We start from the raw sequence: 25582 nt of genomic DNA on the forward strand, positions 1-25582 counted from the left end.
AGCATTTTCGACGGAGAGTGCTTCTGTCTTGGCTTAGTAATCCTAAAAAATTGAATTTATGGAAACCAATCCGATTTGCCAGCAGGACGAAGTCAGACAGCGGAATCCGATCCTGTCCGACGAGGTGAAGCGCATCGTGCGCGACACCAACCAACCTCCGACTTATCCGCGCAAGTGCCTGTCGTGCGGGGCGTCCGAATCTCTCGATGGCTCCGTGCCGTGCGGTCACTGAAATGGCCCGCTTTCATTGCCGCTGCCGGCACTGCGAAACGCGCCGGGTGCTGAAGAAGCGTCCCGACGAGTACGTGCGGCAGCCGCAATGCGACGTCTGCGGCCGGCGCGATTTCCGAATCGATTCTTGGATGCAGAAGCGCAACACGCGTCTGATGGCGTGCACGTGCGCCGGTTACTGGTTCTGGCATCGGCGCGGTTCGCTGTACTGCTGGCACCGCACCGACGGCTCGACCCGATCACCCGGCGATCCCGATTTCGCGGATCGCAATCCGCCGCCCGAAGCGCTGGCGGCCTGAATTTCTCTTCTGGAGGAAACGTGGCAAAAAGCTCCGTTGAAGCATATGGCGCGAAGAGCAAGGTAACTGCGCTCGCGATGGACCCGAACGACCTCGAACTCGTTGTCGACCCTTCGCACCCGCTGTACGACCGTCGCGTGCATCAAGAGCCGAACCCGAAGACGGTACTGAACTACCGTGCGATCGGTGTGCGCGAGCCGGTGCTGTTCTACAAGGATCCGGAAACCGGCAAGAACCTGGTTATCGACGGCCGGACGCGCGTTATCAATGCCCGTGAGCTGAATCGACAGCTGATTGCTGCTGGCGAACCGCGGATCACGATCCCTGCCATTCCGCAGAAGGTCATCAATGACGGCGGGAAGTCGTTCACTGCCGTGATGGTTAGCGCGAACGAGATCCGCCACGAGGACTCGCCGATCAATCGTGCCGAAAAGATGGCGCGCATGCTCGACGTCGGCCATACGGAAGAAACAGTCGCTGTTTACTTCGGCGTCGAGGTGCCGACGGTCCGCCAGCAGTTGAAGCTGCTCGACTGCACGGCCGCCGTGCGCGATGCGCTCGAAGCGGACCAGATCACTGTGTCGAGCGCCCTGAAGCTCGCGAAGCTGACGCCGGACCAACAGCGCGAAAAGGTGAAGGCAGTCATCGCCGCAGCCGACGGCAAGGAGGGGCACGAACGCTCGCGCGCGCAGAAGGCCGCATTAACCGGCGACGCGGCCCCGCGCATGCGTACCCGCAAGCAGATCACGGCCGAGCTGGCGAACGCCACTGGCGAGCGCGCAGAGGCATTGCGCTGGGTTCTGAATCTGGCTGATGGCGAGCCGGCGGCCGATGCTGCCGATTCCCGCCAAATGTCGCTCGACGAGGCTGCATGAGCTTAGACGCGACAACCTGGGCGCGCCATCAGAAGGTTGGCAAGGGGCCGGCCAAATCGGTCCTGATGGCGCTGGCCGACTACGCGAACGAGAACTTCGTTTCGTATCCGAGTGTTGAGACGCTGGTCGCATGGACCGAACAGGACCGCAAGACCGTCATGGCTAACCTCGACCGGCTGAAGGAAGGTGGCTGGATCACCGACACGGGCGAGCGCACCGGGCGAACGCGTCAAGTCGTGGTCTACGTCATCAACGTGGGTCGTGGTGTGGAAGTGAAGATCGGGCCGCGAGAGTTATTAACAGGCCCGAATTCGGAACAGTTCCATAACCGGAACAGTTCCGAAAACGGAACAGTACCGAATTCCACCGGAAACAGTCCCAATTTCGGTGGGAAACAGTCCCAAAAACCGCCGGGAACAGTCCCAAATTTGGGACACAGAACAGTAGGAACAGTAGAGAACGGTGGGAACGGTGTTGGTGCGCGCGGAACGCGCTTACCCGACGACTGGGTTCTCTCGAAGGCGTTGGGAGAATGGGCTCTTGCCGAGCAACCGACGTGGACTGTCGATCACGTCCGCAAGGTTGCTGAGAAGTTCGCGGATCACTGGCGTGCCCAGCCGGGGCAGAGGGGGCGCAAGACCGATTGGGCGGCAACGTGGCGCAACTGGGTCCGCACCGAAAAGCCGCTCGCTGGCGGCATTGCCGGCGGTGAGAACAAGCAGGAATCGTTGGAGGCCCGGAATCGCGAGATCGCTCGACGGGCTGCCGAGAAATTCAAGGCTCAGAACGGAGGTGCGGCATGACGCCGAACGACTACGAAGAGTTTTCGAACCTGATTGCCGGAGTGTTCGCGTTCTACAAGCGCGACTTTTCGGAGTTTGCGCTCGGCGTTTGGTGGGCTGCGATGAAGCCGTACGACCTCGCCGCGGTCAACGATGCACTCGGCCGCCACAGCGTCAACCCTGACTCGGGGCAATTCATGCCGATGCCGGCAGACATCGTGAGGATGCTCGGCGGCTCGACTCAAGACGCGGCGCTCGTCGCGTGGGCGAAGGTGGACCGCGCTGTCCGGTCGTGCGGGACGTACAACAGCGTCGTCTTTGACGATGCGCTTATTCACCGGGTGATCGCTGAAATGGGCGGGTGGGTGCTGGTTGGCGGGAAGGGCGAAGAGGAATGGCCGTTCGTGCGGAACGAGTTCGTCAATCGCTACCGCGGCTACAAGATGCGCAGCGAAACGCCCGAATACCTGCCGGTGCTCATCGGCATGGCCGAGGCACAGAACCACCGCACCGGGCACAAGAGCCAACCGCCAGTGCTGATCGGTGATGCCCGAACGGCTCATCAAGTGATGCTCGCCGGCCAAGACAAACCAATGCTCGGCTTCGTGCGCATGACGCCCGAACTGGCGGCAAACCGGCCGATGCCGTTGCTTGGTGCGGCATGACGCCAGATCAGTGCCGCGAGCGGTTCATGGCTGCTGTTCGTGACGCTCGATTGGGAAGAAACGGCAAGGCGCACGCGCTCATCACTTCGGTGCGTGAACGCTTTGGGGATACGGCAGCCGCGACGGCGCGCCGTGAGTTGAGGAATTACGTGGATAGCGACAGGAAGGCATGACGAAACGAACCACATGGCCGATGCGCGTCGACGCGGCAACGATGAAGGTCGGCACGGCACGCGTTCGCGATGACTCGCGACCGAAGATGACGGCGGCACAGAAGGCGGTATTCGACGCGACTGGCAATCGGCCGCAAGTCGACGCAGGGTTCGACGATATCAGCAATGGAATCGGTGCGCCGCCCGTGCTGACGCCTGGGTACCGCCAGCCAGACGCCAAGGCGCGCATGCAGGCGCTCGGGCGCCTGAAGACCGGCGAGATGAACAAGACCGAGCAGCGATATGCGAATCACCTCGAGGAGCGGAAGCAGGCCGGGGAGATCGCCTGGTATCGGTTCGAGGGCATCAAATTCCGACTCGCTGACAACACGTTCTACACGCCGGACTTCGCCGTGATGCTGGCGAGTGGGCAGCTCGAAGCGCATGAGGTCAAGGGCCACTGGCAAGACGACGCGCGCGTGAAGGTGAAGGTCGCGGCGGACCAATATCCGGTGCGGTTCATTGCAGTGACGGCCGGCCGCGCGAAGACCGGTGGCGGCTGGCAAACGGAGGAATTCTGATGGCTGATGGGAAGGTGGGGCCGGTCTCGAAAATGATCATCGAGTGCGTGAAGGCGAATCCCGGCATTCACGCCGGTGAAATCGCTCGTAGGTTGGGTCTGAGTCAGGGCGGTGGCCCGCGCGAGACGATCCGAACCTTGATCGCTGCTGGATATTTGAAAAGAGGCGAGAAAGCGACCGCTGCGGGTACCAAGGGGCACGCGGCTTCGCCGCTGATGTACACGGGAAAGCGGTTCAAAGGGTTCGATAAATGGGCCGGCTCTGAACGCTGGCGACGAATTCAGGAGCGTATTGCGGCAGAGGCCGCACGTGAGCGGCAAGCAGTTGAATCGATCGAATGGGCTGAAAGGGCGATACGCGCAATGGTCGAAACCGGACGAGCGGCGGCATGAAGCGCCCAGGCTTTGGCACGCGCAAGACGCCGATGAAGCGCGGTTCGTGGATCCGTAAAAGCTCACCGTTGCCCGATCAGGCGCCCCGCAAGGTGGCGATGAAGCGGCGAGCGAAGCGTCCGACGGTCGCTGAAGGATCGAAATACCTCGAGGCCTGCCGGGGCGAGCCGTGCTATCTGCGCATGCGCGGTTGTCTCGGCGGAGGGGAAACGGTAGTTCCCTGTCACTCGAACCAGGCGAAACACGGTAAGGGCATGGGCATCAAGGCACGCCACGAATTTACGGTACCTGGATGCGCCAATTGTCACTCACTGATCGATCAGGGCCCGGGGCTGCGGGAGCAAAAGTTCGCGGCATGGGACGTCGCTTACGAAGCATGGGCGCCCGTGCGCGCCCGAAAGATGGGAGAGGCAAATTGCCAGTGAGATTGTGGGTTGAGATTCCAGACGGGGTATATAGCGCGTCGAGAAAGCGTGGGAGCGGTGGCATCGTCTTCTATGAGCGTACGCGCGAGATCGATGCGACCGTGTTTCGCATTGCCCGTATCGCTACCGTTAAGCGACAACTGATCACGGCCGTCGAAGTGGACGCGTTCATTCCCGAAATGCATCGGGCGCGCATGCCGAAGGCCGATCCGCGGTGGGTTGAGCCGGGCGTGTTCCGGACGAAGGCATACGTATACCGCAACCAGAAGTCGCCCGAGCTGGGGCGTTTCCTTGCGAGCGGCGCACACGTGCTGGAGTTGAGAGGTGAGGTATGAGTGCCGCCGCATGCATCTTGTACAGCGACGTGCCCGAGCAACTGCTCGTATCGGCGATCCGTCATCGTGACTCGCTGACCGGTGCAGACCTCATCGCGCTCGACGAATGCCCGTTTTCTGGGGAGATCACGGATACGGAACACGGCACGCAGGTTTCGTTTCCTTGGCCGCGGAATCGAACGATGCGCCATGCCGTAGGCGACTGGCTTACTCACTACGGGATCAACTTCACGGTCGTCATGTAACGACGAACAACCCGGCCTCTCAATCAAATCGAAAAAGATGAACATGATGACCGACGAAAGCAACCAGATCGAAGAACTGCTCGGCGAATGGTACGACTGGCAGGCAGGCTATGTGCCGAGCCTTGGCTATGGGCGCGTCGATCCGTCGTGCCGTGGCTTCTCCGAAGACGAACGGACGGTCACGGCTGACGAGCGGTCGGAAGAGGCAGACCGGAAGGCGGCGAAGAAGCGTGCGGAACAGGTCGACGTGTGCGTTGACGCGCTGACGTGGCAGGAGCGCGCAGCAATCCAGCGACACATGAAGGCGAAGCGAATCGGCGCGATGAACGAGGCATGCGGCGCAAAAGTCTGGAGCAATCCGCGCGGCCTTGATCTGTCGGACGCCCATGCGAGCTATCAGGCGGCGAAGGTAGCGCTGTATCCGCGCGTGAGGGCGCGCGGTCTGTTGAAGGAGCCACACCCGGAACAAAGTGCGTAAGGTTAGGCCTCGTCGTTCGGTCAACGCCACCCCACTGTTGATGTCCGCGCAGAACTGACCCACTAGAGCTGGAAATTTTCATCGAATTTTGACCCACGTGATTGAATGCTCTGCTCAATCTTTGAGCAGGGGATACAAAGGTGATCACGGTGGGTATATTGGCCAAGATCAGGCGGATGTATTTCCGCGAGAAGGTCCCGTTGCGCGAGATTGCGCGGCATACGGGCCTGTCCCGAAACACGGTGCGCCGCTGGCTGCGGCAGACTGATGCCGTCGAGCCGAAGTATCCGAAGCGCGTCAGCCCGAGCGTCATCGACGACTGGGCCGCACAGCTGACAGGTTGGCTGCGTGCCGACAGTCATCGCCCGAAGCGTGACCGGCGCACCGCCCGGTTCATGTTCGAGGCGATCCGCGCCGAGGGTTACGCCGGCAGCTACGGCCGGGTGAGCGCGTTCGTGAGGCGTTGGCACGAGGAGCAGGCTGAGGCGCCTCGCAGGCAGGCCTTCGTGCCGCTCGCCTTCGAACCCGGCGAAGCCTTCCAGTTTGACTGGAGCTGCGAATACGCTTTTATTGGCGGGCTGCGGCGACGCCTGGAGGTCGCCCACGTCAAACTTAACTCCAGCCGCGCGTTCTGGCTCGTCGCCTATCCCACACAGAGTCACGAGATGCTGTTCGATGCGCACGCCCGCGCGTTCGCCGCGTTCGGCGGCGTGCCGCGGCGCGGCATCTACGACAACATGAAGACCGCCGTGGACAAGGTTGGCCGCGGCAAGGAGCGTGCGGTCAACGCGCGCTTCGAAGCGATGTGCAGTCACTACCTGTTCGAGCCGGAGTTCTGCAACCGGGCTGCAGGCTGGGAGAAAGGCATCGTCGAGAAGAACGTTCAGGACCGGCGACGTCAGATCTGGCACGAAGCAGCGCTACGGCGCTGGGAAACGCTGGAGGTCCTGAACGAATGGGTCGCTGGTCAGTGTCGTGAGGCGTGGCACATGCGGCACCCGCAGTGGCCTGAGCTGACGGTCGAGGATGTGCTGCAGGACGAGCGTACCCGGCTGATGCCCAATCCACGGCCGTTTGACGGCTACATCGAGCAGACCCTGCGAGTCTCGTCGACCAGCCTGATTCACTTCCAGCGCAACCGCTACAGCGTGCCCACCGAGTACACGAACCAGCTGGTGAGCGTGCGCTGCTATCCGGCATATCTCAGCGTCGTCGCCAACGCCCAGGAGATCGCACGCCACGAACGCAGCTTCGAGCGGCACATGACCTTCTACGATTGGCGCCACTACGTCACGTTGGTCGAGCGCAAACCCGGCGCACTGCGCAACGGCGCGCCGTTCATCACGATGCCGCAGCCGCTGCAACTGCTGCAGCGGCATCTGCTGAAACACCCGGGCGGCGATCGCGTCATGACGCAGGTGCTCGCTGCGGTGCGCGAACACGGGCTCGATGCGGTGCTGCTCGCCGTACAGGCTGCGCTGGATTCAGGACGCCCCAGCGCAGAGCACGTCCTGAACGTGCTGAGCCGGCTGAAGGCGCCCGTCACGAATGGCAGCCTCGCCACGACGAAACTCCAGCTCAAGGAAGAGCCCGCGGCCGACGTGAGCCGTTACGAGACGCTGCGCGCCAACCCACCGGAGGATCGTCATGTCTAACGATATCGCGGCCCAGCTCAAGGGTCTTAAACTGCACGGCATGGCGAGCACGTGGCCGGAGCTGCTCGCGCAGTCGCGCCACACGGACTTCGAGCCGGAGCGCTTCATGAAGCAGCTGTTGATGGCTGAAACCGCCGAACGGCAGGTGCGCTCGATCGCCTATCAAATGACCGCTGCGCGCTTCCCGGCCCACCGCGACCTGAAGGGCTTCGACTTCGCGCAGGCACACGTCGACGAAGCGCTGGTGCGCGAACTGAGCGAGCTGTCGTTCCTCGAAAGCGCGCACAACGTCGTGTTCATCGGTGGTCCGGGCACTGGCAAGACGCACCTCGCCTCAGCGATCGGAATCGAAGCCGTACAGCGCCACGGCAAGCGTGTGCGCTACTTCTCGACCGTCGAGCTGACCAACGCCCTGGAGCAGGAGAAGTCCATCGGCAAACAAGGCCAGATCGCCCACAAGCTGATGTACGTCGATCTGGTGATTCTCGATGAGCTGGGCTATCTGCCGTTCAGCCAGACCGGTGGTGCATTGCTGTTCCATCTGCTCTCAAAGCTTTACGAGCACACGAGCGTCGCGATCACGACCAATCTCAGCTTCGGCGAGTGGGCGAGCGTGTTCGGGGATGCAAAGATGACGACAGCGCTGCTGGACCGCGTCACCCATCACTGCCACATCGTTGAAACGGGCAATGAATCGTGGCGCTTCAGGACCAGTTCTGCCAAGGCGAAGACGACAAGAAAGAGAGCAGCAAAACCAGCGGGTAACGAAGAGTTATCCACACCGGAATAGATGTACTACGCTGTCTCGGGGTGGGTCAGATTTAGATGAAATCGGTGGGTTAAGACTCGGTGGAAATCAACAGGCGGCGCAGATTCGTCACATCATCCCGGCGCGCCCCTTTTCCTTCCGGAGAAGGTGGCGCAGCTCCTGCAATTTCCCATTCCCGCCACCAAGCTGACCGCGATCCTCGACGTTCTTGTCGACGTAGTCGAACCACTCCTGAATCCGATCCAGCGATTTTCGAAGGGCAAAGATCTCGAGGATCAACCAGCGAACTTGAAGATCGGAGTACTCGCGCCACAGTCTGCGCAGCTCGGCATCGTTGAGGCGTCGAACTCCGGTACCCGATCTTCTCCCGGATGCGCAAACCCGACGATGAGAAACGGGCGGTCGTGATCCTGTGTCCGGACGACTGGGAGGAATGGCTGACGACGTCGAACGTAGAAGCCGCGCGCGCGATGCTGCAGCTCTATCCAGCGGACGAGATGGTCACCGAACCGGCGCAAGCGGGAATGTAAACGGGGCACAGGTGAAGCGTTCGTCGAAAGCCAACAGTCCCTAGTATCGCCGCCCGTAGCCTTCGCGATACAGCGTCGCGCCGATAGATGTCAGCAACGCAATGTCCTCTTCCCCTAATGTATCCCACACGCCCGCCAGCCAACCAGCGAAGCCGGTACAAGCGTGGTCTAGATCGACCGCTGCCCGCCCTTCTGCATTCAACCGCTCGAAGATCGTGATTACGTCGTGGGGGGTCATGGCTTGCTCCGGTGATGATGGCGCCTTCGGACTGCCGCCTGGAATGCGCGTGCACCCGGAAGGAGGTGAGAGTGAAGGGGTAGATTCCTACTTGCGACAGTGCGGATCCTGGATCAGTGCGAGGCGGGCTAAAAGCTCGTCCACTTGGATTTCGAGGACCTTGTTTCGCATGGATTGCGTGCGGAGCTTGTTGAGCTTGACCCTCCAGTACGCCGGGTCGTTCACCGACGATTTGTTAATGAAGGCGTGTTGGGCTTGCTCGAGTAGTCCGATCGCTCGCCTAATATGCAGTAATTCGCGTTCCGCTTCGCAGTACCAGCTCATGTTTGCCGCCTTCTGATGATTTTTATCTTGATTTGCTGCTTCGCGAGAGCCCTTGAGCTCGCTCAAAGAGGACGCGCGAGCCGATCTCGAGCCGTGCTGCTGCACGGTCCGACGAGTGTGGTGTAAGGGGCAAATGTCGTGCGCAGGCAGGGTGTGGCACAGACTTGGGGAGAGGGCGAGCGGTGAATCTACAATTGGTGCTCGGATCAACCCATCATACGCGTATCCCTGTTCAGGCAACCGCTGTATTTCGTCCGCGGCGAGAGAGGCGGCCCGACCTGATCCTGAGGCCCGGCGACTGTGACGATCGGCTGACGACGTCGAACATTGAGGCCGCGCGCGCGATGATGCAGTTCTACCCCCGCTGACGAGATGATCGCGGCGCCGAAGTAGTGATATTCCGTCAGGGGCGCGACGACCGGTGAACTCTTGACGCACGCTCGCACGGCTCGGCGGCCGTGCGTGCACTTACATGGATGTCTGCAGTTTCTGCGTCTTGTGCAACTCGACCCAGTATCCGTTGAGTTCGTCGTCGGGCACGTTGAAGCGCCGCAACCACGCCTCGCTTGCCACGGTCGTATTGAGCAAGGGTGCGGTGCTGTTGACCGTGCCGCGTTGGAGGATACCGCTCTCGGTGGCCACGATCGAACGCAACGCATGGTTAAGAAGGACGTATGCGGCTGGCGGCGCGGGCGGGATGCCCTTGCCAAGTGGCACGCCGGCAACCGGGTCGACTCCTGCTTGAATCAGCAAACCGCCGTTAGCGATCGGAGTTTTGCGGAACCAGTCGGGGGGCAGCATCAAGGCGTCAGCGCCGCCGACGCGGCGGACGAAATCCCCATCAAGAGCCGTCAGCCAATCAACTGTCTTGATCTTGTCCACCAGGTCGCGGATCGACGTTCGCATCGGGTCGCCGACATCGACACCCGGACCGTATAGCCGCGACCAGAAATTCTCGCTCGCCTCATTCGCTTCCGGGTCCAGCGGCGGGAGATTGACGCCGATGCCCGCATGCCCCCAAATCGTCGGCACTGCCGCGGCGAATTCCGCGAACAGCTTCTCGAACGTTCCGGGGCACATTTCGAGGAAGCGGCGCGGGACGGTGAACACCATCGCGTCCAGTCCGCGATCCCCTTGTTCTGCCTGCCAATCTGGGATGCAAAACGCTGAGAACTCAAAAAAACCGGTTGCGAGCTTGTGGCCCGCGCTGGTCGTCGTTGCCACGAGAACCTGACTGCTCGGCACGTCGGAGGCAACCGTCGGAAATCCGCGCGCTTTGGCGAACTCGACCGGTTTCTGCCCCTCCTCGTAAAACCAGCGCATCGGGCTCGCCTTCGGGGGTTCCAGCCCGGCCGCTCTCGCATAGGTTTTTTCGAAGTCTTCGATCGTTGTCATATACCGGTTGTAGCAGGCGACGATTACCTCGCGCACGGCCTTCGTGTATCCGCCTTTGAAGTACAGTGCGCCGCGCACGACCAAGGCCGCCCCGACGATCGCTTTCTGTTCGAGCGGTTCGTACAGGCCGAAGGGCAGGGTGTCTTGTCGGCGCGGGTCATTGGCCCACGCAATCAGTTCGTCTTTCGTCATGATCTTCAGAAAGGAAGGGCAATGCCGGGAGCTGCCGGGCCGGGGCCGACAGGTGGCAATTGCGGCAATCCGAGCGGGCCGGTTTTGTGCGCTCCACCAGCATTTCCGCCGAATAGTTCTTCAGTGTCCGTGCTGGTGCTACGTTGAGTCGATCGCGCCGGCTCTTTCTCTGCATCCTCGTCGGGGCAACCACATTGCGCCTTCTTCAGCGGCACGTACTTCGCTTCGTCGCCCGCGATCTTGATGTAGTCGGACGCTTGGCCTCGCGTGAGCTGGTCCTCGAACTTCATTTCGATGACGGCTCGAATGTTCGATTGCTCAGGCGGCTGCGATGGATCGTACACGATCACGACGTCAGGGCGGCGCGTCTGATCTAGGCCGGCACGCTTCCCTTCGAGGTAGCCCTTCATCTTGCCCGGCCAACTGTTACGAATATAGTCCAGCAGATCGCCGTGGGGTTCTAGCGGATCGTCGTTTGACATGATCGGAGAAGGCGGTTTAGCGATCATGTTGTAGTTGACCTCTGGGACGTATACGGTCTTCTGCCCGGTCGCTTCAACCGATCGATCGTTGTCAGCGTCGACCCGTTGCTCAACGCACTTCTGTCGCTGAAGCCGCCCGCCGCCGCGCGTCCAAACGCCGATCCTGCCGCAATCGCACATGACGCGACATAGAAAGGCCTTGTCCTCTTGCGTTATCCCCTTCCTGGCACCGACGACAGTCGTTTGGCCGTTGCCGGTTGCCGAGCCTCCGACGGCCGAGCCGCCCGAATACCCGCCGCTCATGATTTGCTCACACCCGCAGCTCCGGTCGAGCCAGACTGATCGAACGTTAGCGACGACGCTTGGTGACTGCTCAACCAGCCCGTGTGGCCGTTCGCATCCGTCGTGCCTTGTATTGTCTGTCCGTCGGCCGACGTGACGGTGTAGCGGTGGTTCGCGAGAGGCGCGCGCGTCTGGTCATCGACGAGTTGGAAGCGCCCGCGGTATGCGCCGTCGTCTTGCGCAGTGGTCTGCGCGAGCACGCTTTTGCCCGCGCCGACAGAGCCACCCGCACCGGACGTCGGTTCTACCGTGGCATTGCCCTGCGACGCGATCAGGCGCGCGCCGCACGCCGTCCGGTCGCCGTCGGTCGCGACGGCCCGGCCGCCGAACGTCATGCTTCGAACGCGGACGCCCACGATGGGATAGACGCCGCTGCATTTCGGACACGACACCATGTCGCCTTCGAGAGCGAGCGGCTTACCGAAGACGACGTTGGTCGACGTGCAGGCGAGCACGCGGCCGCCGTGGTCGGTCGTGTCGCCTTCGCGGATGAATGCAGAACTCATGCTCATTCCTTACAGGAAAACCCGCACGAAATTTAGCATGGGCTTTAGACCTGTAACTATCCTGTCAGGATTGCCGGGATGATCGACGCCCAAATCGTCCCGCGTGGCGCGCCGGGCGCCGCTGCATGGTTCCGGCCGACGGGCTCAACGAGACGGGCAAGAACGTGTGGCACCTGATCGGCCTAGCCGGCTGGCGAACGATGTGCGTCGCCGGCATCTGGCGGACCCTAGCAGGGCCGGACGGCGCGGAGCATCACACGATGTCCATGATCACAGTCAACGGCGAGGGGCATCCGATTTTTTCCCGGATGCACAAACCCGACGACGAGAAACGGGCGGTCGTGATCCTGCATCCAGACGACTGGGAGGAATAGCTGACGACGTCGAACGTCGAAGCTGCGCGCGCGATGCTGCAGCTCTACCCAGCCGAAGACATGGCGGCGGAGCCGGCGTCCTCTGAATGATGGGATTTCTCAGGAAGATGAAGGCACCAACTGCGCTCGTATGGCGATACGGATTCGGTGAGGTCGACCATGCGCTTCCGGTAGAATCTGCACGCTCACGAAATGTGGGCTCAGACAATTATTCGAAAGCTACGGCAGACATCCCTTATGTTGAAGTTCTTGGGCATTGGCGCACAAAAATGCGGGACGACGTGGCTGTATCACGCGCTATCTCGTCATCCTTCCGTGGCATTTCCTGGTGGGAAGGAGGTGCATTTTTGGGACGCACATCGAGCCCGCGGGCTTGCCTGGTACTCTGATCTTTTTTCCGACGCGACGCGGACCAATGGAGACATTACGCCTGCTTACAGTTTTCTGCCGCTTGATGTCATTCGTGAGATTGGAGCGTTCGCGCCAGACCTGCGTTTGATTTATATGATTCGCGATCCTCGGGAGCGGGCCTGGTCATCGGCGCGCATGGCGCTTGCGCGCGCGGAAATGACACACGAGGAAGCATCAGACGAGTGGTTTATTGATCATTTTCGATCGCGCGGCTCATTGGGACGCGGCGACTACGAGTCATGCATTCGCAACTGGCGGTCAGTCTTCGGTGAAGACCGCTTGTTAGTCATTCGTTACGAGAGCTTGAATGAGGATGCTATCGCCGTCGCCAATCGCTGCCTAGATCATCTTGGAGTTTCGGACGGGCGGTTTGTTGAAGGGGATCGACCTGCTTTGCAGGCGCGACAATTTGAGGGTGATGGCGTTCCCTTGCGCCCCTCGTTGCGTCCGATTCTCGATGCGCTTTACGCAGAGCGAGTGTCTTCGCTTGGTCGGTACTTGGGTGAAGATTTTTCGGCGTGGCAAAGCTAATCCTGATCGACGTGGAGGGCTCAAGGCTGGACACTCTCACCGGACACACAGTCGGTTAATGCCGGCGATTCGCGATCATGCACGGGCCGGCGACGAGAAGCGATCGGCCGTGATCTTGCGGCGGGACGATTGTGAAGAATGGTTGATGACGCCAAACGTTGAGGCTGCGCGTGCAATGCCGCAGCTCTATCCAGATAAAGATATGTTGGCAGAATAAAAATGATTTTCAGTTAGTTGAATGTCGGACCTTGGGGAAGAAAGTTGTTTGATCCGAGTGCAATGATGTCGAGCGACGGATTTCGCCTCAACATGTTAAATGCGGCAGTCCTAATTCGCTCTTTATTGGCATAAAAAATATCCAAGTCGCTGGCATTCTTGGCCCCAAGGGTAGTCAATGCAGTTCGCGAGATGCGGCCCGGAATTTCTCGATCGCTATCTGAAATCTTGAAGCTTAAGAAGTCGCCGCTGGTTTTGTCTATAGGATCTGAGATTTTGAAGGTTGCACCCATTCCTTTCGTCGTGCGACGGTGCGGGTTAAAAGATTTATTTTTGATGAAGCTTAAGTAAACGGCGTACTTGTCTAGATTGTCAGCTAGATTCTCAGGCTCAGATAGTTGCTTAACTCCGTTCTGTGAGGCGCTTTCTTTCCGACCCGTGATTGCACTGACTTCTCGGACTGTTTCGGCCATGCGTCTGACGAAGCTTCCCATTTCGTCTGCCGCGCCGGCTAAACGATTAAAGATGCCTAAAAACTCAGCAATTGACTCGTCGTTAGAGTATGCAGGGTATTTTACAGTGTGATCGATTTCGGCCCAGCCTTCCTCGAATATCGTTCGGACTTGAAGCTCAGCAAGGATCTTCTTGCGCCTTGGGCTCGTCGAAATAATGTAATGAACAGACCGATAGTGGGCCGTACGTGACTGAACATCGAATCCGGCCTCCTCAAGTTTCTCTTTCTGATCACCGTCGCGAACATAAGCGACCGGTGGGGTTTCCTCCAATTCCCAAGTTTCCAGGATGCTTTGGTTGATGCGGAACAAGTCCTCCTTGAAGAGATGCAAGGCTCTCACGCCAACAAGGTCAGTAATTTTCGTTTGATAGTTTTCGACGCTAATGTCGGCATATTTCTCGCTTCCTTCAACGCGCTTTCGGATAATCTTCGCCAAAAGATGGTCGGTGTCCTTGATACGAAATCTTACAGAATGAACGAGATCGATACTCTGAAGGTCACGGGCCATCGCCTCTACTGCTCGGGTAAGAGAGTTTTTTTGCGATTCATGGTGTCGTCCAATCGCCAAAAGTGTCTTCCAGTCAATCTTAGCGACTTCCCACTGACCATCCGGAATGTTGTTCTGCTGCCGGAATTCACTTTCAGTTTTTTGGTACATCTGCTATCCCCATTCGTCAGCGGCGGGCAATTGCCCGATTGGTGGTCACGAACACACTCTATTGGCCTCGATTGCGAGGTGGTGAGTTGGTGAAATTCTACGGTACTAAGTGGAAACAATGCGACCCCCAGATGAGGGCTTCCACTTGGCATGCCGCGGCAGGTACACTCGATCTATGATCGACTAATTGTGATGGCGTCCAAGGGGAACGGAAACGGCTTCTCACGATAAAGACAAGCGTAGGTTTTGGCGTAAGTTTGTTGTCAGCAGGCTGTGAAATAAGGAGCAAGCATTACTTCGAGGGAGGTCGACGAATGTGGCCCTACGTCCGCTCGAAGATCGCTACCAAGCCGGTAGACAGATGCCTTGAGTTCTCAGCGAAGTGGGTGTGTGTTTTCCTGCCTTCGAATGACGCGTCACTGTAAGCATCTACGGCATTGACGAATGCCCAGACCGGCTTCAGTTCGCGAGTTTACGACCTGTCAACTGATCTTGCATACATTCGAATCGGCCTTCAAATCCGGTATGGATCTAATCGAACTTGTATCGGTCGCGATGGCGTGCCAGGAAGGTTTTGTTGCCCTCTGTGAGTTTACGTAGCGCCGGATACCGGTCGAGCGCGAGGACCTGTTGGTCGCGTTTGGACAGCTTCGGTCCTACCAACAGGCCGCCATCCTGGTCAAACGAAATCAGCCCCTTGTCGAACAGCCGGTCAATATGTGGGGCGAGCAGCAACCCGTTGTCAGGATCGATCCGCTCGTCGTTCGTGCTGAGGCTCCAAGCGTGGATGTGCGAGGCGATGAGAAGGTCGGTGTTTGCAAGGCCCGTGAGCGAACATTGGTTGTCCCATCTCTTGAGCAGATCTGCCCGAAATTTTCCCTGGCCGACTCGGGCTTTCACGATCGCATCGCGCGTCGTCTTCGATACCTTCTTCCCGTTTCCACCATCGGTTACCAGCGCGTCTTCGAAGCGTTCGATCATCTGCGATGACTCAAGCAGATAGGCACCAGCATCTTGCGGCAAGTGCGCCATATAAATCTGCTTGAGCGTGCCGGTTCTCGTGAACAGGGATGGTGACGTGTGCTCGTCAAACCGCGACATAAACTCGCCCGAGACTTCGTCACGAAGCATCGGGGTGTTCAGTTCGATCAGTTGGACGTCGACACGGTGCCCGCCGGCATTCCATTCGGAGAAGGAGCGACTCGGAGGTCTGGGAGCCCAATACGAGTCTTTGGCCGCCTTGGCAATATGAGAAATGCGCTGATTGTGGCAGCAGAAGATCAAGTCTCCAGCTTTGACTTTCGCAACATTGTCCCAGTGCTCTAGGTGCTGTTCCTTGCCCGATTGCGTGATCGTGTATTGTGGTGCCCAGAGAAAATTGCCGCTGAGTACTTCATTGATCGTCAGCCCGACGTTTACCCAATAGAACTCCATTGCCCCGTAGCCCCGGTTGTTGTGTCCGTGAAACGTTACCTGTCTTTACTCGGTAGTGGAAGGGGCAGATCAGGGTGCGCGAATGTTTAGGTTCGCGACCGCTTCAGGGACAATTTCGGGGACAACCGGGGGGATCGAAGGGGGATAGATCGCCGCGAGAATTCAAAAATCATAGTAAAAACAAAGGCATATGTCCCCGGTGCCCCCCTTGGCACCCCGCCTAATTGGGTTCGAGTCCCATCAGCCACCCCACAGAATTCCAAGCGGTATCAAGTTGTTAAAAACGGCACTGTCCCAAAAGACAGTGCCGTTTTTGTTTTGGAATTCCACAAAACGGAATTCACTGCGCTTTCCGATTTTGTTTCGGTCGTACACCGTGCGGTTGTCGCCGGGTTCGCATGCAGGTCGGGCAGAGCGCCGTGCTCGCTCTAATGTTGGGGCGCATAATATGCACGCAGGTCATGGAACGCGAATCGACCGGCAATAACCTTCGCCTCGATCGTTTCGCTCATCAACTTCCCTCGGAATCCCTTGAATCCGTCGCGCGTGTAGTGCGTGCCACACTTCGGCGTGAACACGTACAGGCATTCCTTAGTGTCGCGGATCGCCTCCGATCGATCGGGGCGTGCCGCGAGCGTTGGCGTGATTTCGAACTGCTCGATTACCTTGCGGCACATCTTCCGGCACTGCATTGCGCGCTTCACGCCAATGTGACCGGCCTGCGGTCGACCTGCGGCCGGGCGAGGTCGAGGCATTCGATCTTGCGGTTTCCGGCGAGCGGAGCATTCGAACGCAGGGCGATTTCGCGGATCGCGCACTTGGGCGCTCCCTTCGATTCCTTCCCCGGATAGCATGCAACGTCTGGAACCTCGATGTCGGACGCGCGGGCGTCCGTGAACCAAACGAATATCGGTCCGGAGCATTGCTCGTAGTCTTTCCGGTCGTCAGGCGCTCAGCGCTTCCAGTGGCCGTCTCCTCGAACTCTTCCCATGGCTTCCAGATCGCCATGCCGTGCCACGTCTCGGCATCTGCTTGGTGTCCGATGACGATTCGCTGCCGCCGCGTTCATACAGGCTGCCGACGCCCACACTACGCATCATTGACACGATGCAGTCGACGTGCGAGGCGATGCACGTCGCGCTCGACAGCTCGAATGGGGTAACAGTGGTGCGAGTATCGACCGGCTAAGTGAGTGCCTTCGATCGACACAAGGCGGTCGAGACGCGGAAACGCCCCTTCAACGGTGGATATACCGCAACCGTCTCCGCTATGAGTGCCGTTCCCGCGACGACTGATTTGGCGGGCCTATGACAAACGCCCAGTGTAATTTTTTGCCGGGCGTGATTGAATATGTGCTGACAGGACGGACACACCGTCAATAAAAAGCATGCCGGGGAAAATATGAGAACGAGAGTATTGGGGGCGTTTGCGATTGCATGGATACTGACGGGTGTAATGTTTGCTGTCGATTTCGCGACCATGGGCCGATTTGGGCTGTCCCTCATTCACGAGTGGTATCTGCAATCGGTCGAGACGTGCGTCATGACGCTACTGATCTGCGGTGTCTTAGTCGGCATCGGACGTATCCCGCGCTATCGGGAAATTGCCGAAAAACTTCGTTGTCGGGATATCGCGCTCTCTGTCCTTTGCTTTCGGATCGTCACGATGAATGCGCAGGCGGCAGTAATTGCGACGTATATCGGGGCGGCTGTCAACCGCCCCGAGATCCAGGGTGCGCTTCTGGCATGGGAGCAATCGTTCGGATTCGACTGGTTGAAAAGCTACCAATGGGTCGTGCGTTGCGAGGTTATTCAGCAAGTACTTTTGTTTGCATATAAAACCATTTCATATCAGATGGTTTTTTTGTGCTTTTTATTCGGACTGTTGCGCCGAAAGCAAGAGCTTTGCGAGATGATGCTGATATTCGTGATTTCGCTGATATTCGTAGTTGCGATTTCGACGTGGTATCCGGCGGCGAGTGCATTCCCACACTTCGGCATTAGCGATTCCGGGCCGGCGTCTCACGTTTCTGATTATTTCAGTGCCAGAAGTGGGGCGCCCATAGTGATGAATCCTATGGCGATGCAGGGAATCGTATCGTTACCGTCATTTCATGCAGTCGTCGCGGTAATGTTGATCTACGTCACACGTAATCTTCGCTTCATTTTTCCCGTCGCGCTCGCGCTCAATTCTGTCATGTTGGTGTCGACGTTCTCGGTTGGTGGCCATTATCTGGCAGATATCGGTACCGGCGTGATTGTGGGCATCGTGACGATATGGTTGGTGCGTCGCTGGTTCTTGGGATTTGAAATCGCGCGGCGACCGCTCCTGACGGGACGCTGAATCAACCTTTCCACCGTCTGCATGCTTACTCCACGCGCTGAAAGGGTAAGCCTGTGGTCCAGACAATGGAACGGGAAACAGATTCAAAGAGCAAGGTCATGGCTGAGACGACTTCCAGGGGGCGTTTTATTCGCTCGCTGGAGTTGCTTCCGCCGTGCCCCTGCTGATCTTGTGGTGGCTTCTGTTGAATCCTGGTGACTTTGCATCATTGCTTGCAATGTTGTGGCGATCATCTATCTGCTCGAAGCACTGGGGCTCCGCGTGCAAGATGCTTGACCAGGCTTCTCGGGCGATAGCTTCCGATCTTGTCCCTGTCACAGCCTCGCTGCGCGCTGTTACCCTTTCCCAAGCAGTGCTCTCACGCACTGAAGCTGATACAGGCTGTTGCGTACGTGTCGAACGTCTTCCATCAAAGCGTGGTCGGCTATATCTGGAGGGAGCGCGCGTGACGATCGAGTTCGGCGCTATGCCAAGCTTCTTTCACAAGTGGAGGCAGCAGATCAAGGCAATATTGCGTCCGATCGAGGGCTTCGACCCATGACTGTATCCGCCGATCTGCTTGCTTCTCATCTCCCTTCAGGCCTCGTGCCGTTCGGCGCCGTGTTTGCCCTGTTCGGTGTGCTGCGGATTGGGCTTTTTGCTTTTTTGGCGTCCGGGCCGGCGTGGATATATACGTAGTGAACGCTGCGTAAAAGCAAACCCGTCCTCACCGATCGACCACATTGCTCGCGATCCCCACCTGAGCCGTTCGGGTATTTCTAAAAACCACCCACGACCACAAAGCGCCGCCCGCCACCTTTGCGACGAACTGCAACGCGGCGATCGTCGGAAACACTGTCCCGAACGCAATAAGCGGAAAGACGATGGAGTCGACAGCCGCACCCGCGACGTTCGCGCCGTTGGCGCGCGCCAGTATCGGAAAGCGAGGTGCGAGTTGAAACACGATTGCACTTGCCACGGCAGCCGAACCGAACGCTACGAGAGACGCGAGGGCGATTTCCTTGGCAGCGGGATTGAGCGCGTAACTGACAATGCCGGCGGCTGCGATCAACGCAAACATTCGTGACCAGAGCGCGCGGCCGCGCCAGTCCAGATGGAGTCGGTCTCGAATCGCGAGATCGAGTCCGATCAGAAAGAACGCGATGATCGGTGTGGCAGCTGGCCCGAAATGAGCGACCATCAGGTTCGCGACAGCGACTGCTGCGATATAGATCAAGACGTACATGATTTCCCTGCAATAAAGAGTGCGCGCTGCGTCGATTCGGAGCCGAAGTTTGCCATACATGGCTGATAAGATGGACAGGTGCTTCGCTACGAGCAAGCCGGGTGGAACGTCGCACGATTGGCAGACGGCCAGCGTTGCGAGCGACTGGATATCGTCACTGTGTCGCCGGCTTTCATCAATGGATCTTCGACGCGAGAGTGTATGGCCGTATCCCGTCGCCATGATGTTGCGAAGTTTCCTGTCGCAGCTAAGGTTCTTGCGCCCCGTGCCGTTATCTTCCATGGACAGCCCTCGTGCCTCGAATGCTGATCCGTTTTCTTGCCTGCTCGCGTTCCGCGCGAGCAGGCTTTTTTCGTTTATGGCCGCGCTTTGCGCATGAATGGCGGAATGGGACAGGGACTTGGCGTGAAGCGACAGCGCGCAACAGTCTTACATTGGTGTAATGTGTCGGCTTCCTCGTGCCCTCATGCTTTGCAGGGCCGTTCGATCCCGACGACCAATGACGGTGTCGGGATTTTTTTTCTGCATCCCGTTGCACGGGCAACGAGTTGCAGCGACGCCCGGCGGGCAGGCGCTGACGTGATCGCGTCAGATGTGAAGAAGACGAGCGCTGGCGAACGTCACGAGCCAGTGGGGGGCGACGGCGCATGCGAGGTACGCGACGATAACGTGCGGAGTGCGATGCCTTGATTTCGTCGTCCCGGGACAGGCCGACACGGTATCGTTCTGGCGCAGCGTCGTTGAGGGTTGCATGCCGCAACGCGCGGTATATTTTGCGGCGAGACGTCCCGATCAAGAGAGCAAGCCGAAGGAGTGACCACCGATGCCGGAAACCCGGGCCACGCTGCGTGCCGCGACAGCGCAAGACGCAAACCACATCGCTCGCCTGCACACGCTGAGCTGGCAAACCGCATACAGCCACGTCCTGCCGGCTGCCTACCTGACCGACGAGGTGCCGACGGAACACGCGAACCGATGGCGGCAGTATCTCGATCGCGATGAAAAAGAGTGGGGTCTCGTGCTGATCGCCGAGGCGGACGGCGAGCCCGTGGGCTTCGTCAGTGCCGAGCGTCCCGTCGACCCGGTGCTCGGCGTGTTGCTCGACTGCCTGCACGTCCATCCTTCGCATCACGGAAGCGGCACGGGCAAGCGCATGATCGAAGCCGTCCGCGCCTGGGCGCGCACGATTGGCGTGGACAAGGTCCACCTGAAGGTGCTGGACGACAACAAACGCGCGATCGGTTTCTATGAATACAACGATTGGCAACTGGCGGGTATCGAGACGAGCCGCATCGGCCAGACGGAGGTCACCGACCGGATCTATGCGATACAGGCGTAGCGGCCTGGCGACATTCGAGCGAACGGTCGCACGATGGGCGGCCGTCGCCGGGCGAAAGCCGAACGGACTCCGTCGCTACTCGCCGCAGTACCGCACGAGCAGATCGGCTTCCGTCTCGTGCACTTCGACGGGCAGGGTCGTTGCGCCTGCATAGGCCAGATAGCGCGCGCGATGCTGGCCGTTGCGGAACGACGCGACGCCGACCTTCGACAGGCCGGGGATGCCGAGCAGCGTTCGCGTTCTCGTCTCGCGAAACGTGATGTACGGCATGTCCGCAATCCTGTCTTGGTCAGGATCGAGGAATTCGCGAATGCCCGCGGCTTTTCCAGGGGCCCAGTACAGAACAGACGGCAACACGTAGTCAGTCGTGTCGCGGTCGGCACATGCCAGCAGTTTCGTCAGATCGATCGTCACGACCCGATGTCGCGTATCGTCGGACGAGAAGACCCGCTTGAGGTGCGTATAGGCATAGGGGGTGTGCCCGGGAAGCTGGATAACCCAGACTTCTACGCCATTTTCCTGTGCGTGGGCGAGTGCCATTGTTTCCTCTGATGTCGCAAGCGGCCTTATTGATTCCAGTTTAGCAGCGCGATTGCGGCGGCGCAGCAGGGCAATACCAGGAATAGGAAAGCGGGGCGATTCGCGGCAGAACCTGAACCGCATGAAAAAGTGCGGAGAGGAAGGGGGGTAAATCGAATGCGGTCAGGTGTCGGCGATCGATATCGACAGGTCACGAGAATATCGCGATACTGCCCGCGGACATGATGCGCCGCGCGAATTTCATCGAAGATTCACACAGTCTCGCGAAACCCGGTGCGCGGCTCATCATAAGAACAGAGCTGGCAGATTGATCGGAGAAACCATGTCGTCGAAACTTGAAATCGAGTACCTCGATTACTGTTTCACCGCGACGCTTGAAATCAGGGCGTCCGGTCGGACAGGTGTGGTCGACTGGCATCTCGAATCCGATTCACGAAGCAAGACGCTTGCATGGATCGTGTTCGACCGCTTTCTCGAGCGGCATGATTTCGTCGATGAAGAGGATGCGCGTGCCAACATTGTCGACTGGCTGGAGCGGCTGGCCGATCCAAGATCGGGCGCGTCGCTCGAAATGGCGAACGTGAGTGCGGTTGCTGCCGGAGCGGTGGCGACGGGCGTATCGCCCACATCGACTGCCGAAATCGTCGGCGAAACCGTCATCGATATCGCTGGCGATCTCGACTGGATCGAGAGGGTCGCAGAATGGCTTTTCAGCTGACCGTCACGATGATGAAACCCGGTTGCCATGACGCGAGTCCCGGTGTTTGCAAAACGCGGTTTTGAAAAAATCGGTTCAGGAAAATGAAGCCCGAATCATGTCGATCGGAAAAATAGAATAAACCTGCTTTGACAAACACCCGCGACTGACCGGAAACTGGGCCCGGGCCTGAAAATATCCGATTGAATCAAAACAAAATAAAACTCCAGACATGAAAAGAAGAACGCTGCTGACGGCGGGCGCGATCGTTGTCGCTGCGGGCCTGGCAGGCTGCACCGCAATGCTGTTCGAAGACGGCCATTACGAAGAGACAGTCGACCGATTCCTCGTCAGCGAGGACGGCAAGAAATTCGTCGTGCTCGGCAAGAAATATCACTACATCTTCGATATGCCGGAGCATCTCGGCGCGGTGCTGGCATCGCCTTACCGGAAATCGATCAAGGCGTCGCTATATGAGTTCGTCGCGCAGGGCAGCAAGATTTCGGGCGACTTCTCGCTGCGGCTCCACCGCGATGACATGACCGATGAGGATTGGAATCGTGCGCTGGAGGACGGCTTCACGAAGCTCGGAGACTGGGATCTGGGGATGAAGGGTGAACTGGCCGGATCGCGCTATCTCGCCGATGGTTTTGCGCAGGGCAAGACGTGGTCGTCGTTTACGCATTCGTACAAGATCCAGGTCACCGACCGCATCACGACGGCGGGCAAGGCCGTGCGCGTGCTCGCGACGCCCGTCACGCTCGCGGCCGACGGCGTGATGATGATCGGGGCCGTGGTGCTGTCGCCCATCATCGTGGTGACGCTCGCGCCGGTCGCGGGCGTTGGGCTCGGACCGTGACGCGATCCGCGCGGCACGCGAGCGAACCAATTGCCGCCGCATTGTCACCAAATGGTGAGTTGCCGCACAGATCGTTGCGCGGCCCACGCTCACAATTTGGCCGGTTGACCGTTCTTCCCCGGCCCGGTCAACCGTTTCCCCGCTCGCTCGCGCAGGAGCGGGGGCTTTTTGCCCGTCCGACGCGGGAAGGCTGCGTCGACGGAACCGGACAGGCGTCCGGCGGGCGGCGTGATCGCATCGATTGCGCGCCCCGGCATCCGTTCGCCTGATCCGCACGAATCGCTTTCCTCGTGCCTGGGCGAACCCTCAGGCCCATCGCCGGTTTCGGCCGGTGATGCCTTGGTCCCGGCGGCGCGCAAGCATGCCGCCGGGATATTTTTTGCGCCGGATGCGTTGCATCACGTGTCGCACAGCGGGCAGGTCGACCCGCTCAGTCAGCCTGTTCGACGCTGGTTTCCCATCCGTCGTAATCCCCTCCGAGGGCACGCACTTCGTGGTTGATCGCGATCGTATGACGCGTGATGTCGGCCAGCGCCATGGTGCCTTCATGCGAAAACCGGACTGCCGACTTGCCGTCCTCGGTGGGCGCAACCGATTCGACCGGATAGCCTTTCGATTCGGCCCAATCCGCGAACTGATGCGCGTCGCTCGGGTCGGGGAAGTACGCCCAGTGCATCACGCGCCGGCTTACCTCGCTGGCGTCGCCTTTCTTCCGCAATTCATCCAGCACGCGCATGTCGCGCATGATCAGCCAGTCGTCGTCGGTCGGATAGAGCGTCTGCCAGTACGCTTCCTTGTCCGGATCGTCCTGGTGCGCGTACTGCAGTGCGTAGGTCGTCTGATCGGCCAGCGCGTCGACGATCTCCGCCGCGGCCTCTTCGTCGAACGGCACGTAGAAAAGGAAATCCCGGTGGCCGTCGACGGTGACGCGGCCAACCTGCACGCCACCTTTCGCGGTGATCGTGGCGTCGAGCAGATCCTCGATCTGCGCGAGACCGGCGAATTCGTCGCCGGTGGGCAGGCCTTCCGGCGACGGATGCGCAAAGGGGACGCGCACGCTGAGCAGCGACGTGCGCGGATCGCCTTCGGCGATTTCCGCAAAGCTGTGGTTGAAGCTGATGAAAGCCTGATGGTCGCCCATTCTGGCAGGGAAGGTTCCCCAGGCGTCGGTCATGTGTTTCTCCCGTGCACGATTGTCTGTTGACGGTTGTAAAGCGTCCCAATGTATCATCGAAAATCGCGTTGACCGGAGAAGCGCGCATGATCGCGAGTCTGGGCATCCTGGTGCCGGTCGAAGACGATCGCTTCCGGGCGGTGGTGGATTTTTATCGTTTGGCGCTCGCGTTGCCCGTGCATTCCGAAGGCGTGTCGGCTGCGGGGAATCCGTGGCATCGCTTTGTCGTGGATGGGGCGACGCTGACCATCCATACGGGCAGCGGTGGCAAGTTTCCGTACCCGGAGTTTCGTCCGACCGGCCATGGCATTGCGCTGGCCATCGAAGTGGCGCATGTCTCGGAAGCCGTTGCGCGACTTGAGTCGAGTCGCGTCAGTATCCTGAACGAATGGGACTACGGCGACGGCACGATCGCGATTTCCGTGGCCGATCCGGCGGGAAACGTCTGCGAGATCTGGGGCCGTCCGTGACCGTGCATCGGTACGGCGGGCCGCAAAAAAATTCGAAGGAGATGCCGATGTCGATGTTTGCGGTGAATGGCGTGCGAATCGATCCGCTCAGCGCGCGCGTGACGCACGTGCGCTGGGCGGCCGTGAATCCGGCCGATCGGTCGTGGGCGGCGACACCAAGCGAGGCGCCGGTGGCGGACGTGGCGCGCGCGCTCGCGTCCGGAAACGATGTCCGTGCAATCTTCTCGGCATCGGACGCCACCGCGATCGGGCCCAGGCTGAAACGTGTGCTGTATCGCGATGCATCGGAAGGCATCGAGCTCGACATCGATGCAACGAACGAGTCGCGGACGCTGCGCGACCTGCCGCAAATCTGACCGGCGCGGCATGCGTCAGCGATAGCGGGCGCCATCGCATCGATGCCGGCACCTGGCCGAACGGCCGTTAGTACGACGTCGATCGCGGGGAGTAGTATTGGACGATCGTCACCTGCTGCGTTGCCGGTTGCGCTGAACGGTTCGACGGGCCACGGGACCTTCATCGAGCCGTTAACGGAAGCGAATATCGCAAACGCGTACGAGATCATGTCCAGACCGCTCATCGCCCTGTTGGCATCCGTGCTTTGTCTGGCGCTGTCGGCTTGCCAGACCGCGCCCGAGCCGCCTCCGCTACCGTCACCCGACACCGCGTCGGCCGCCGCGGCCGTTCCGGCATCGTCGCAGTCCGAGCCGATCCGTGGCGTCGGCCAGGCACCTCATCTGGCAGGGCAGAGCCACTGGGCTATTGGTCAATGCACGACCAACGGCACCGTCAAGGTGTGCAACTGAACATGACCGATGCCGACGGAGCGTGGCCCGTGCCGCACGGACGAAGGCGCATTGTCGTGCGTCGATGCTTGCCTTCGTCGATCCCGACCATTTCCTGT

General features: G+C 59.6%; 32 protein-coding genes and 2 pseudogenes. 22 read left to right on the forward strand and 12 right to left on the reverse strand.

The window, feature by feature from the left end; translation table 11 throughout:
- Positions 1-362 precede the first annotated feature (362 nt).
- The 12 genes from CFB50_RS39905 to istB all read left to right on the forward strand — a co-directional run bounded on the left by CFB50_RS39905 (position 363) and on the right by istB (position 7905).
- The gene (locus CFB50_RS39905; RefSeq protein WP_256978808.1) at positions 363-530 is read left to right on the forward strand and encodes a hypothetical protein; all 168 of its coding nucleotides are present in this window, start codon (positions 363-365) and stop codon (positions 528-530) included.
- Between the two features lie 20 nt (positions 531-550).
- Positions 551-1405 (forward strand): ParB/RepB/Spo0J family partition protein, encoded by an 855-nt coding sequence (locus CFB50_RS08520; RefSeq protein ID WP_089445540.1) that lies wholly within the window; start codon positions 551-553, stop codon positions 1403-1405.
- Positions 1402-2208, forward strand: coding sequence for a helix-turn-helix domain-containing protein (locus CFB50_RS08525; protein WP_089445541.1), 807 nt, complete (start codon positions 1402-1404; stop codon positions 2206-2208). Before CFB50_RS08520 ends, CFB50_RS08525 begins: the two co-directional genes overlap by 4 nt.
- Positions 2205-2852 (forward strand): DUF6475 domain-containing protein, encoded by a 648-nt coding sequence (locus CFB50_RS08530; RefSeq protein WP_089445542.1) that lies wholly within the window; start codon positions 2205-2207, stop codon positions 2850-2852. The genes CFB50_RS08525 and CFB50_RS08530 overlap by 4 nt, the downstream gene beginning before the upstream one ends.
- Before the next feature lie 169 nt (positions 2853-3021).
- Positions 3022-3585 (forward strand): hypothetical protein, encoded by a 564-nt coding sequence (locus tag CFB50_RS08535; protein WP_089445543.1) that lies wholly within the window; start codon positions 3022-3024, stop codon positions 3583-3585.
- On the forward strand, positions 3585-3977 hold the full coding sequence (locus tag CFB50_RS38625) for a winged helix-turn-helix transcriptional regulator (RefSeq protein ID WP_144020641.1): 393 nt from the start codon (positions 3585-3587) through the stop codon (positions 3975-3977). Before CFB50_RS08535 ends, CFB50_RS38625 begins: the two co-directional genes overlap by 1 nt.
- The gene (locus tag CFB50_RS08540; RefSeq protein WP_089445544.1) at positions 3974-4402 is read left to right on the forward strand and encodes a nuclease domain-containing protein; all 429 of its coding nucleotides are present in this window, start codon (positions 3974-3976) and stop codon (positions 4400-4402) included. Before CFB50_RS38625 ends, CFB50_RS08540 begins: the two co-directional genes overlap by 4 nt.
- The gene (locus tag CFB50_RS08545; protein ID WP_373452947.1) at positions 4399-4737 is read left to right on the forward strand and encodes a hypothetical protein; all 339 of its coding nucleotides are present in this window, start codon (positions 4399-4401) and stop codon (positions 4735-4737) included. The genes CFB50_RS08540 and CFB50_RS08545 overlap by 4 nt, the downstream gene beginning before the upstream one ends.
- Complete coding sequence (locus CFB50_RS08550; protein ID WP_089445546.1) at positions 4734-4982, forward strand: phage portal protein; 249 nt, start codon at positions 4734-4736, stop codon at positions 4980-4982. The genes CFB50_RS08545 and CFB50_RS08550 overlap by 4 nt, the downstream gene beginning before the upstream one ends.
- A gap of 43 nt (positions 4983-5025) precedes the next feature.
- On the forward strand, positions 5026-5460 hold the full coding sequence (locus CFB50_RS08555; RefSeq protein WP_089446070.1) for a hypothetical protein: 435 nt from the start codon (positions 5026-5028) through the stop codon (positions 5458-5460).
- 149 nt (positions 5461-5609) lie between these two features.
- Positions 5610-7115, forward strand: coding sequence for an IS21 family transposase (gene istA, locus CFB50_RS08560; RefSeq protein WP_089444799.1), 1506 nt, complete (start codon positions 5610-5612; stop codon positions 7113-7115).
- Entirely contained in the window at positions 7108-7905 is a 798-nt protein-coding gene (gene istB, locus CFB50_RS08565; RefSeq protein WP_060091270.1) for an IS21-like element helper ATPase IstB, read from the forward strand. The genes istA and istB overlap by 8 nt, the downstream gene beginning before the upstream one ends.
- Before the next feature lie 87 nt (positions 7906-7992).
- Here the strand turns inward: istB and CFB50_RS39910 are convergent, their stop codons facing one another.
- Positions 7993-8163, reverse strand: coding sequence for a hypothetical protein (locus tag CFB50_RS39910; RefSeq protein WP_236027402.1), 171 nt, complete (start codon positions 8161-8163; stop codon positions 7993-7995).
- 77 nt (positions 8164-8240) lie between these two features.
- Between CFB50_RS39910 and CFB50_RS39460 the strand changes: the two are divergent.
- Positions 8241-8414, forward strand: a pseudogene (locus CFB50_RS39460) (SOS response-associated peptidase family protein); the annotation flags it as partial.
- A gap of 40 nt (positions 8415-8454) precedes the next feature.
- Here CFB50_RS39460 and CFB50_RS08575 read toward each other — a convergent pair.
- The 5 genes from CFB50_RS08575 to CFB50_RS08595 all read right to left on the reverse strand — a co-directional run bounded on the left by CFB50_RS08575 (position 8455) and on the right by CFB50_RS08595 (position 11893).
- Positions 8455-8652: a hypothetical protein gene (locus CFB50_RS08575; RefSeq protein ID WP_012328164.1), complete on the reverse strand. Its 198-nt coding sequence runs from the start codon at positions 8650-8652 to the stop codon at positions 8455-8457.
- Positions 8653-8739: 87 nt separating this feature from the next.
- Positions 8740-9042, reverse strand: coding sequence for a hypothetical protein (locus tag CFB50_RS08580; protein WP_256978814.1), 303 nt, complete (start codon positions 9040-9042; stop codon positions 8740-8742).
- Positions 9043-9444: 402 nt separating this feature from the next.
- Positions 9445-10563, reverse strand: a complete 1119-nt coding sequence (locus CFB50_RS08585) for a type VI immunity family protein (RefSeq protein ID WP_089445548.1) — start codon at positions 10561-10563, stop codon at positions 9445-9447.
- A 5-nt stretch (positions 10564-10568) separates the two neighbouring features.
- Positions 10569-11348 carry a nuclease gene (locus CFB50_RS08590; RefSeq protein ID WP_089445549.1) on the reverse strand — a complete coding sequence of 260 codons (780 nt, stop codon included), beginning with the start codon at positions 11346-11348 and terminating at the stop codon, positions 10569-10571.
- The gene (locus tag CFB50_RS08595; RefSeq protein WP_089445550.1) at positions 11345-11893 is read right to left on the reverse strand and encodes a PAAR domain-containing protein; all 549 of its coding nucleotides are present in this window, start codon (positions 11891-11893) and stop codon (positions 11345-11347) included. The genes CFB50_RS08590 and CFB50_RS08595 overlap by 4 nt, the downstream gene beginning before the upstream one ends.
- Positions 11894-11952: 59 nt before the next feature.
- Here CFB50_RS08595 and CFB50_RS08600 point away from each other — a divergent pair.
- Positions 11953-12357 (forward strand): annotated as a pseudogene (locus tag CFB50_RS08600) (SOS response-associated peptidase family protein); the annotation flags it as partial.
- Positions 12358-12504: 147 nt separating this feature from the next.
- The gene (locus tag CFB50_RS08605) at positions 12505-13209 is read left to right on the forward strand and encodes a sulfotransferase domain-containing protein (RefSeq protein ID WP_089445551.1); all 705 of its coding nucleotides are present in this window, start codon (positions 12505-12507) and stop codon (positions 13207-13209) included.
- Between the two features lie 230 nt (positions 13210-13439).
- Here CFB50_RS08605 and CFB50_RS08610 read toward each other — a convergent pair whose 3' ends face one another.
- The 3 genes from CFB50_RS08610 to CFB50_RS39915 form a co-directional block, all read right to left on the reverse strand.
- A complete protein-coding gene (locus CFB50_RS08610; RefSeq protein WP_089445552.1) occupies positions 13440-14597 on the reverse strand; it encodes a RelA/SpoT domain-containing protein in 1158 nt (385 codons plus the stop codon).
- Between the two features lie 531 nt (positions 14598-15128).
- Positions 15129-16031 (reverse strand): HNH endonuclease, encoded by a 903-nt coding sequence (locus CFB50_RS08615; RefSeq protein WP_089445553.1) that lies wholly within the window; start codon positions 16029-16031, stop codon positions 15129-15131.
- 428 nt (positions 16032-16459) lie between these two features.
- Positions 16460-16708, reverse strand: a complete 249-nt coding sequence (locus tag CFB50_RS39915; RefSeq protein ID WP_256978815.1) for a hypothetical protein — start codon at positions 16706-16708, stop codon at positions 16460-16462.
- Between the two features lie 865 nt (positions 16709-17573).
- On the opposite strand from CFB50_RS39915, the gene CFB50_RS08625 reads away from it, so the two are divergent.
- A complete protein-coding gene (locus tag CFB50_RS08625) occupies positions 17574-18374 on the forward strand; it encodes a phosphatase PAP2 family protein (RefSeq protein ID WP_179254162.1) in 801 nt (266 codons plus the stop codon).
- A 706-nt stretch (positions 18375-19080) separates the two neighbouring features.
- Here the strand turns inward: CFB50_RS08625 and CFB50_RS39920 are convergent.
- Entirely contained in the window at positions 19081-19881 is an 801-nt protein-coding gene (locus tag CFB50_RS39920) for a VUT family protein (protein WP_256978816.1), read from the reverse strand.
- Positions 19882-20422: 541 nt separating this feature from the next.
- Here CFB50_RS39920 and CFB50_RS08635 point away from each other — a divergent pair.
- The gene (locus CFB50_RS08635; protein ID WP_089445555.1) at positions 20423-20938 is read left to right on the forward strand and encodes a GNAT family N-acetyltransferase; all 516 of its coding nucleotides are present in this window, start codon (positions 20423-20425) and stop codon (positions 20936-20938) included.
- Between the two features lie 75 nt (positions 20939-21013).
- Here the strand turns inward: CFB50_RS08635 and CFB50_RS08640 are convergent, their stop codons facing one another.
- Positions 21014-21478 carry a plasmid fertility inhibition factor family protein gene (locus tag CFB50_RS08640; RefSeq protein WP_069247873.1) on the reverse strand — a complete coding sequence of 155 codons (465 nt, stop codon included), beginning with the start codon at positions 21476-21478 and terminating at the stop codon, positions 21014-21016.
- 322 nt (positions 21479-21800) lie between these two features.
- Between CFB50_RS08640 and CFB50_RS08645 the strand changes: the two genes are divergently transcribed.
- Both CFB50_RS08645 and CFB50_RS08650 read left to right on the forward strand, forming a co-directional pair.
- Entirely contained in the window at positions 21801-22196 is a 396-nt protein-coding gene (locus tag CFB50_RS08645) for a hypothetical protein (RefSeq protein WP_089445556.1), read from the forward strand.
- Positions 22197-22407: 211 nt separating this feature from the next.
- The gene (locus CFB50_RS08650) at positions 22408-23034 is read left to right on the forward strand and encodes a hypothetical protein (protein WP_089445557.1); all 627 of its coding nucleotides are present in this window, start codon (positions 22408-22410) and stop codon (positions 23032-23034) included.
- Between the two features lie 430 nt (positions 23035-23464).
- On the opposite strand, the gene CFB50_RS08655 is transcribed toward CFB50_RS08650, so the two are convergent.
- Positions 23465-24208, reverse strand: a complete 744-nt coding sequence (locus CFB50_RS08655) for a DUF695 domain-containing protein (protein WP_089445558.1) — start codon at positions 24206-24208, stop codon at positions 23465-23467.
- 86 nt (positions 24209-24294) lie between these two features.
- On the opposite strand from CFB50_RS08655, the gene CFB50_RS08660 reads away from it, so the two are divergent.
- The 3 genes from CFB50_RS08660 to CFB50_RS08670 all read left to right on the forward strand — a co-directional run bounded on the left by CFB50_RS08660 (position 24295) and on the right by CFB50_RS08670 (position 25484).
- Positions 24295-24678 (forward strand): VOC family protein, encoded by a 384-nt coding sequence (locus CFB50_RS08660; protein WP_089445559.1) that lies wholly within the window; start codon positions 24295-24297, stop codon positions 24676-24678.
- Between the two features lie 47 nt (positions 24679-24725).
- Entirely contained in the window at positions 24726-25034 is a 309-nt protein-coding gene (locus CFB50_RS08665) for a phosphatidylserine/phosphatidylglycerophosphate/cardiolipin synthase (protein ID WP_046546333.1), read from the forward strand.
- A 207-nt stretch (positions 25035-25241) separates the two neighbouring features.
- Entirely contained in the window at positions 25242-25484 is a 243-nt protein-coding gene (locus tag CFB50_RS08670; protein ID WP_089446072.1) for a hypothetical protein, read from the forward strand.
- Positions 25485-25582 lie beyond the last annotated feature (98 nt).

Origin of the sequence: Burkholderia sp. AU33423, assembly GCF_002223135.1 — a bacterium.
Classification (GTDB): Bacteria; Pseudomonadota; Gammaproteobacteria; order Burkholderiales; family Burkholderiaceae; genus Burkholderia; species Burkholderia lata_D.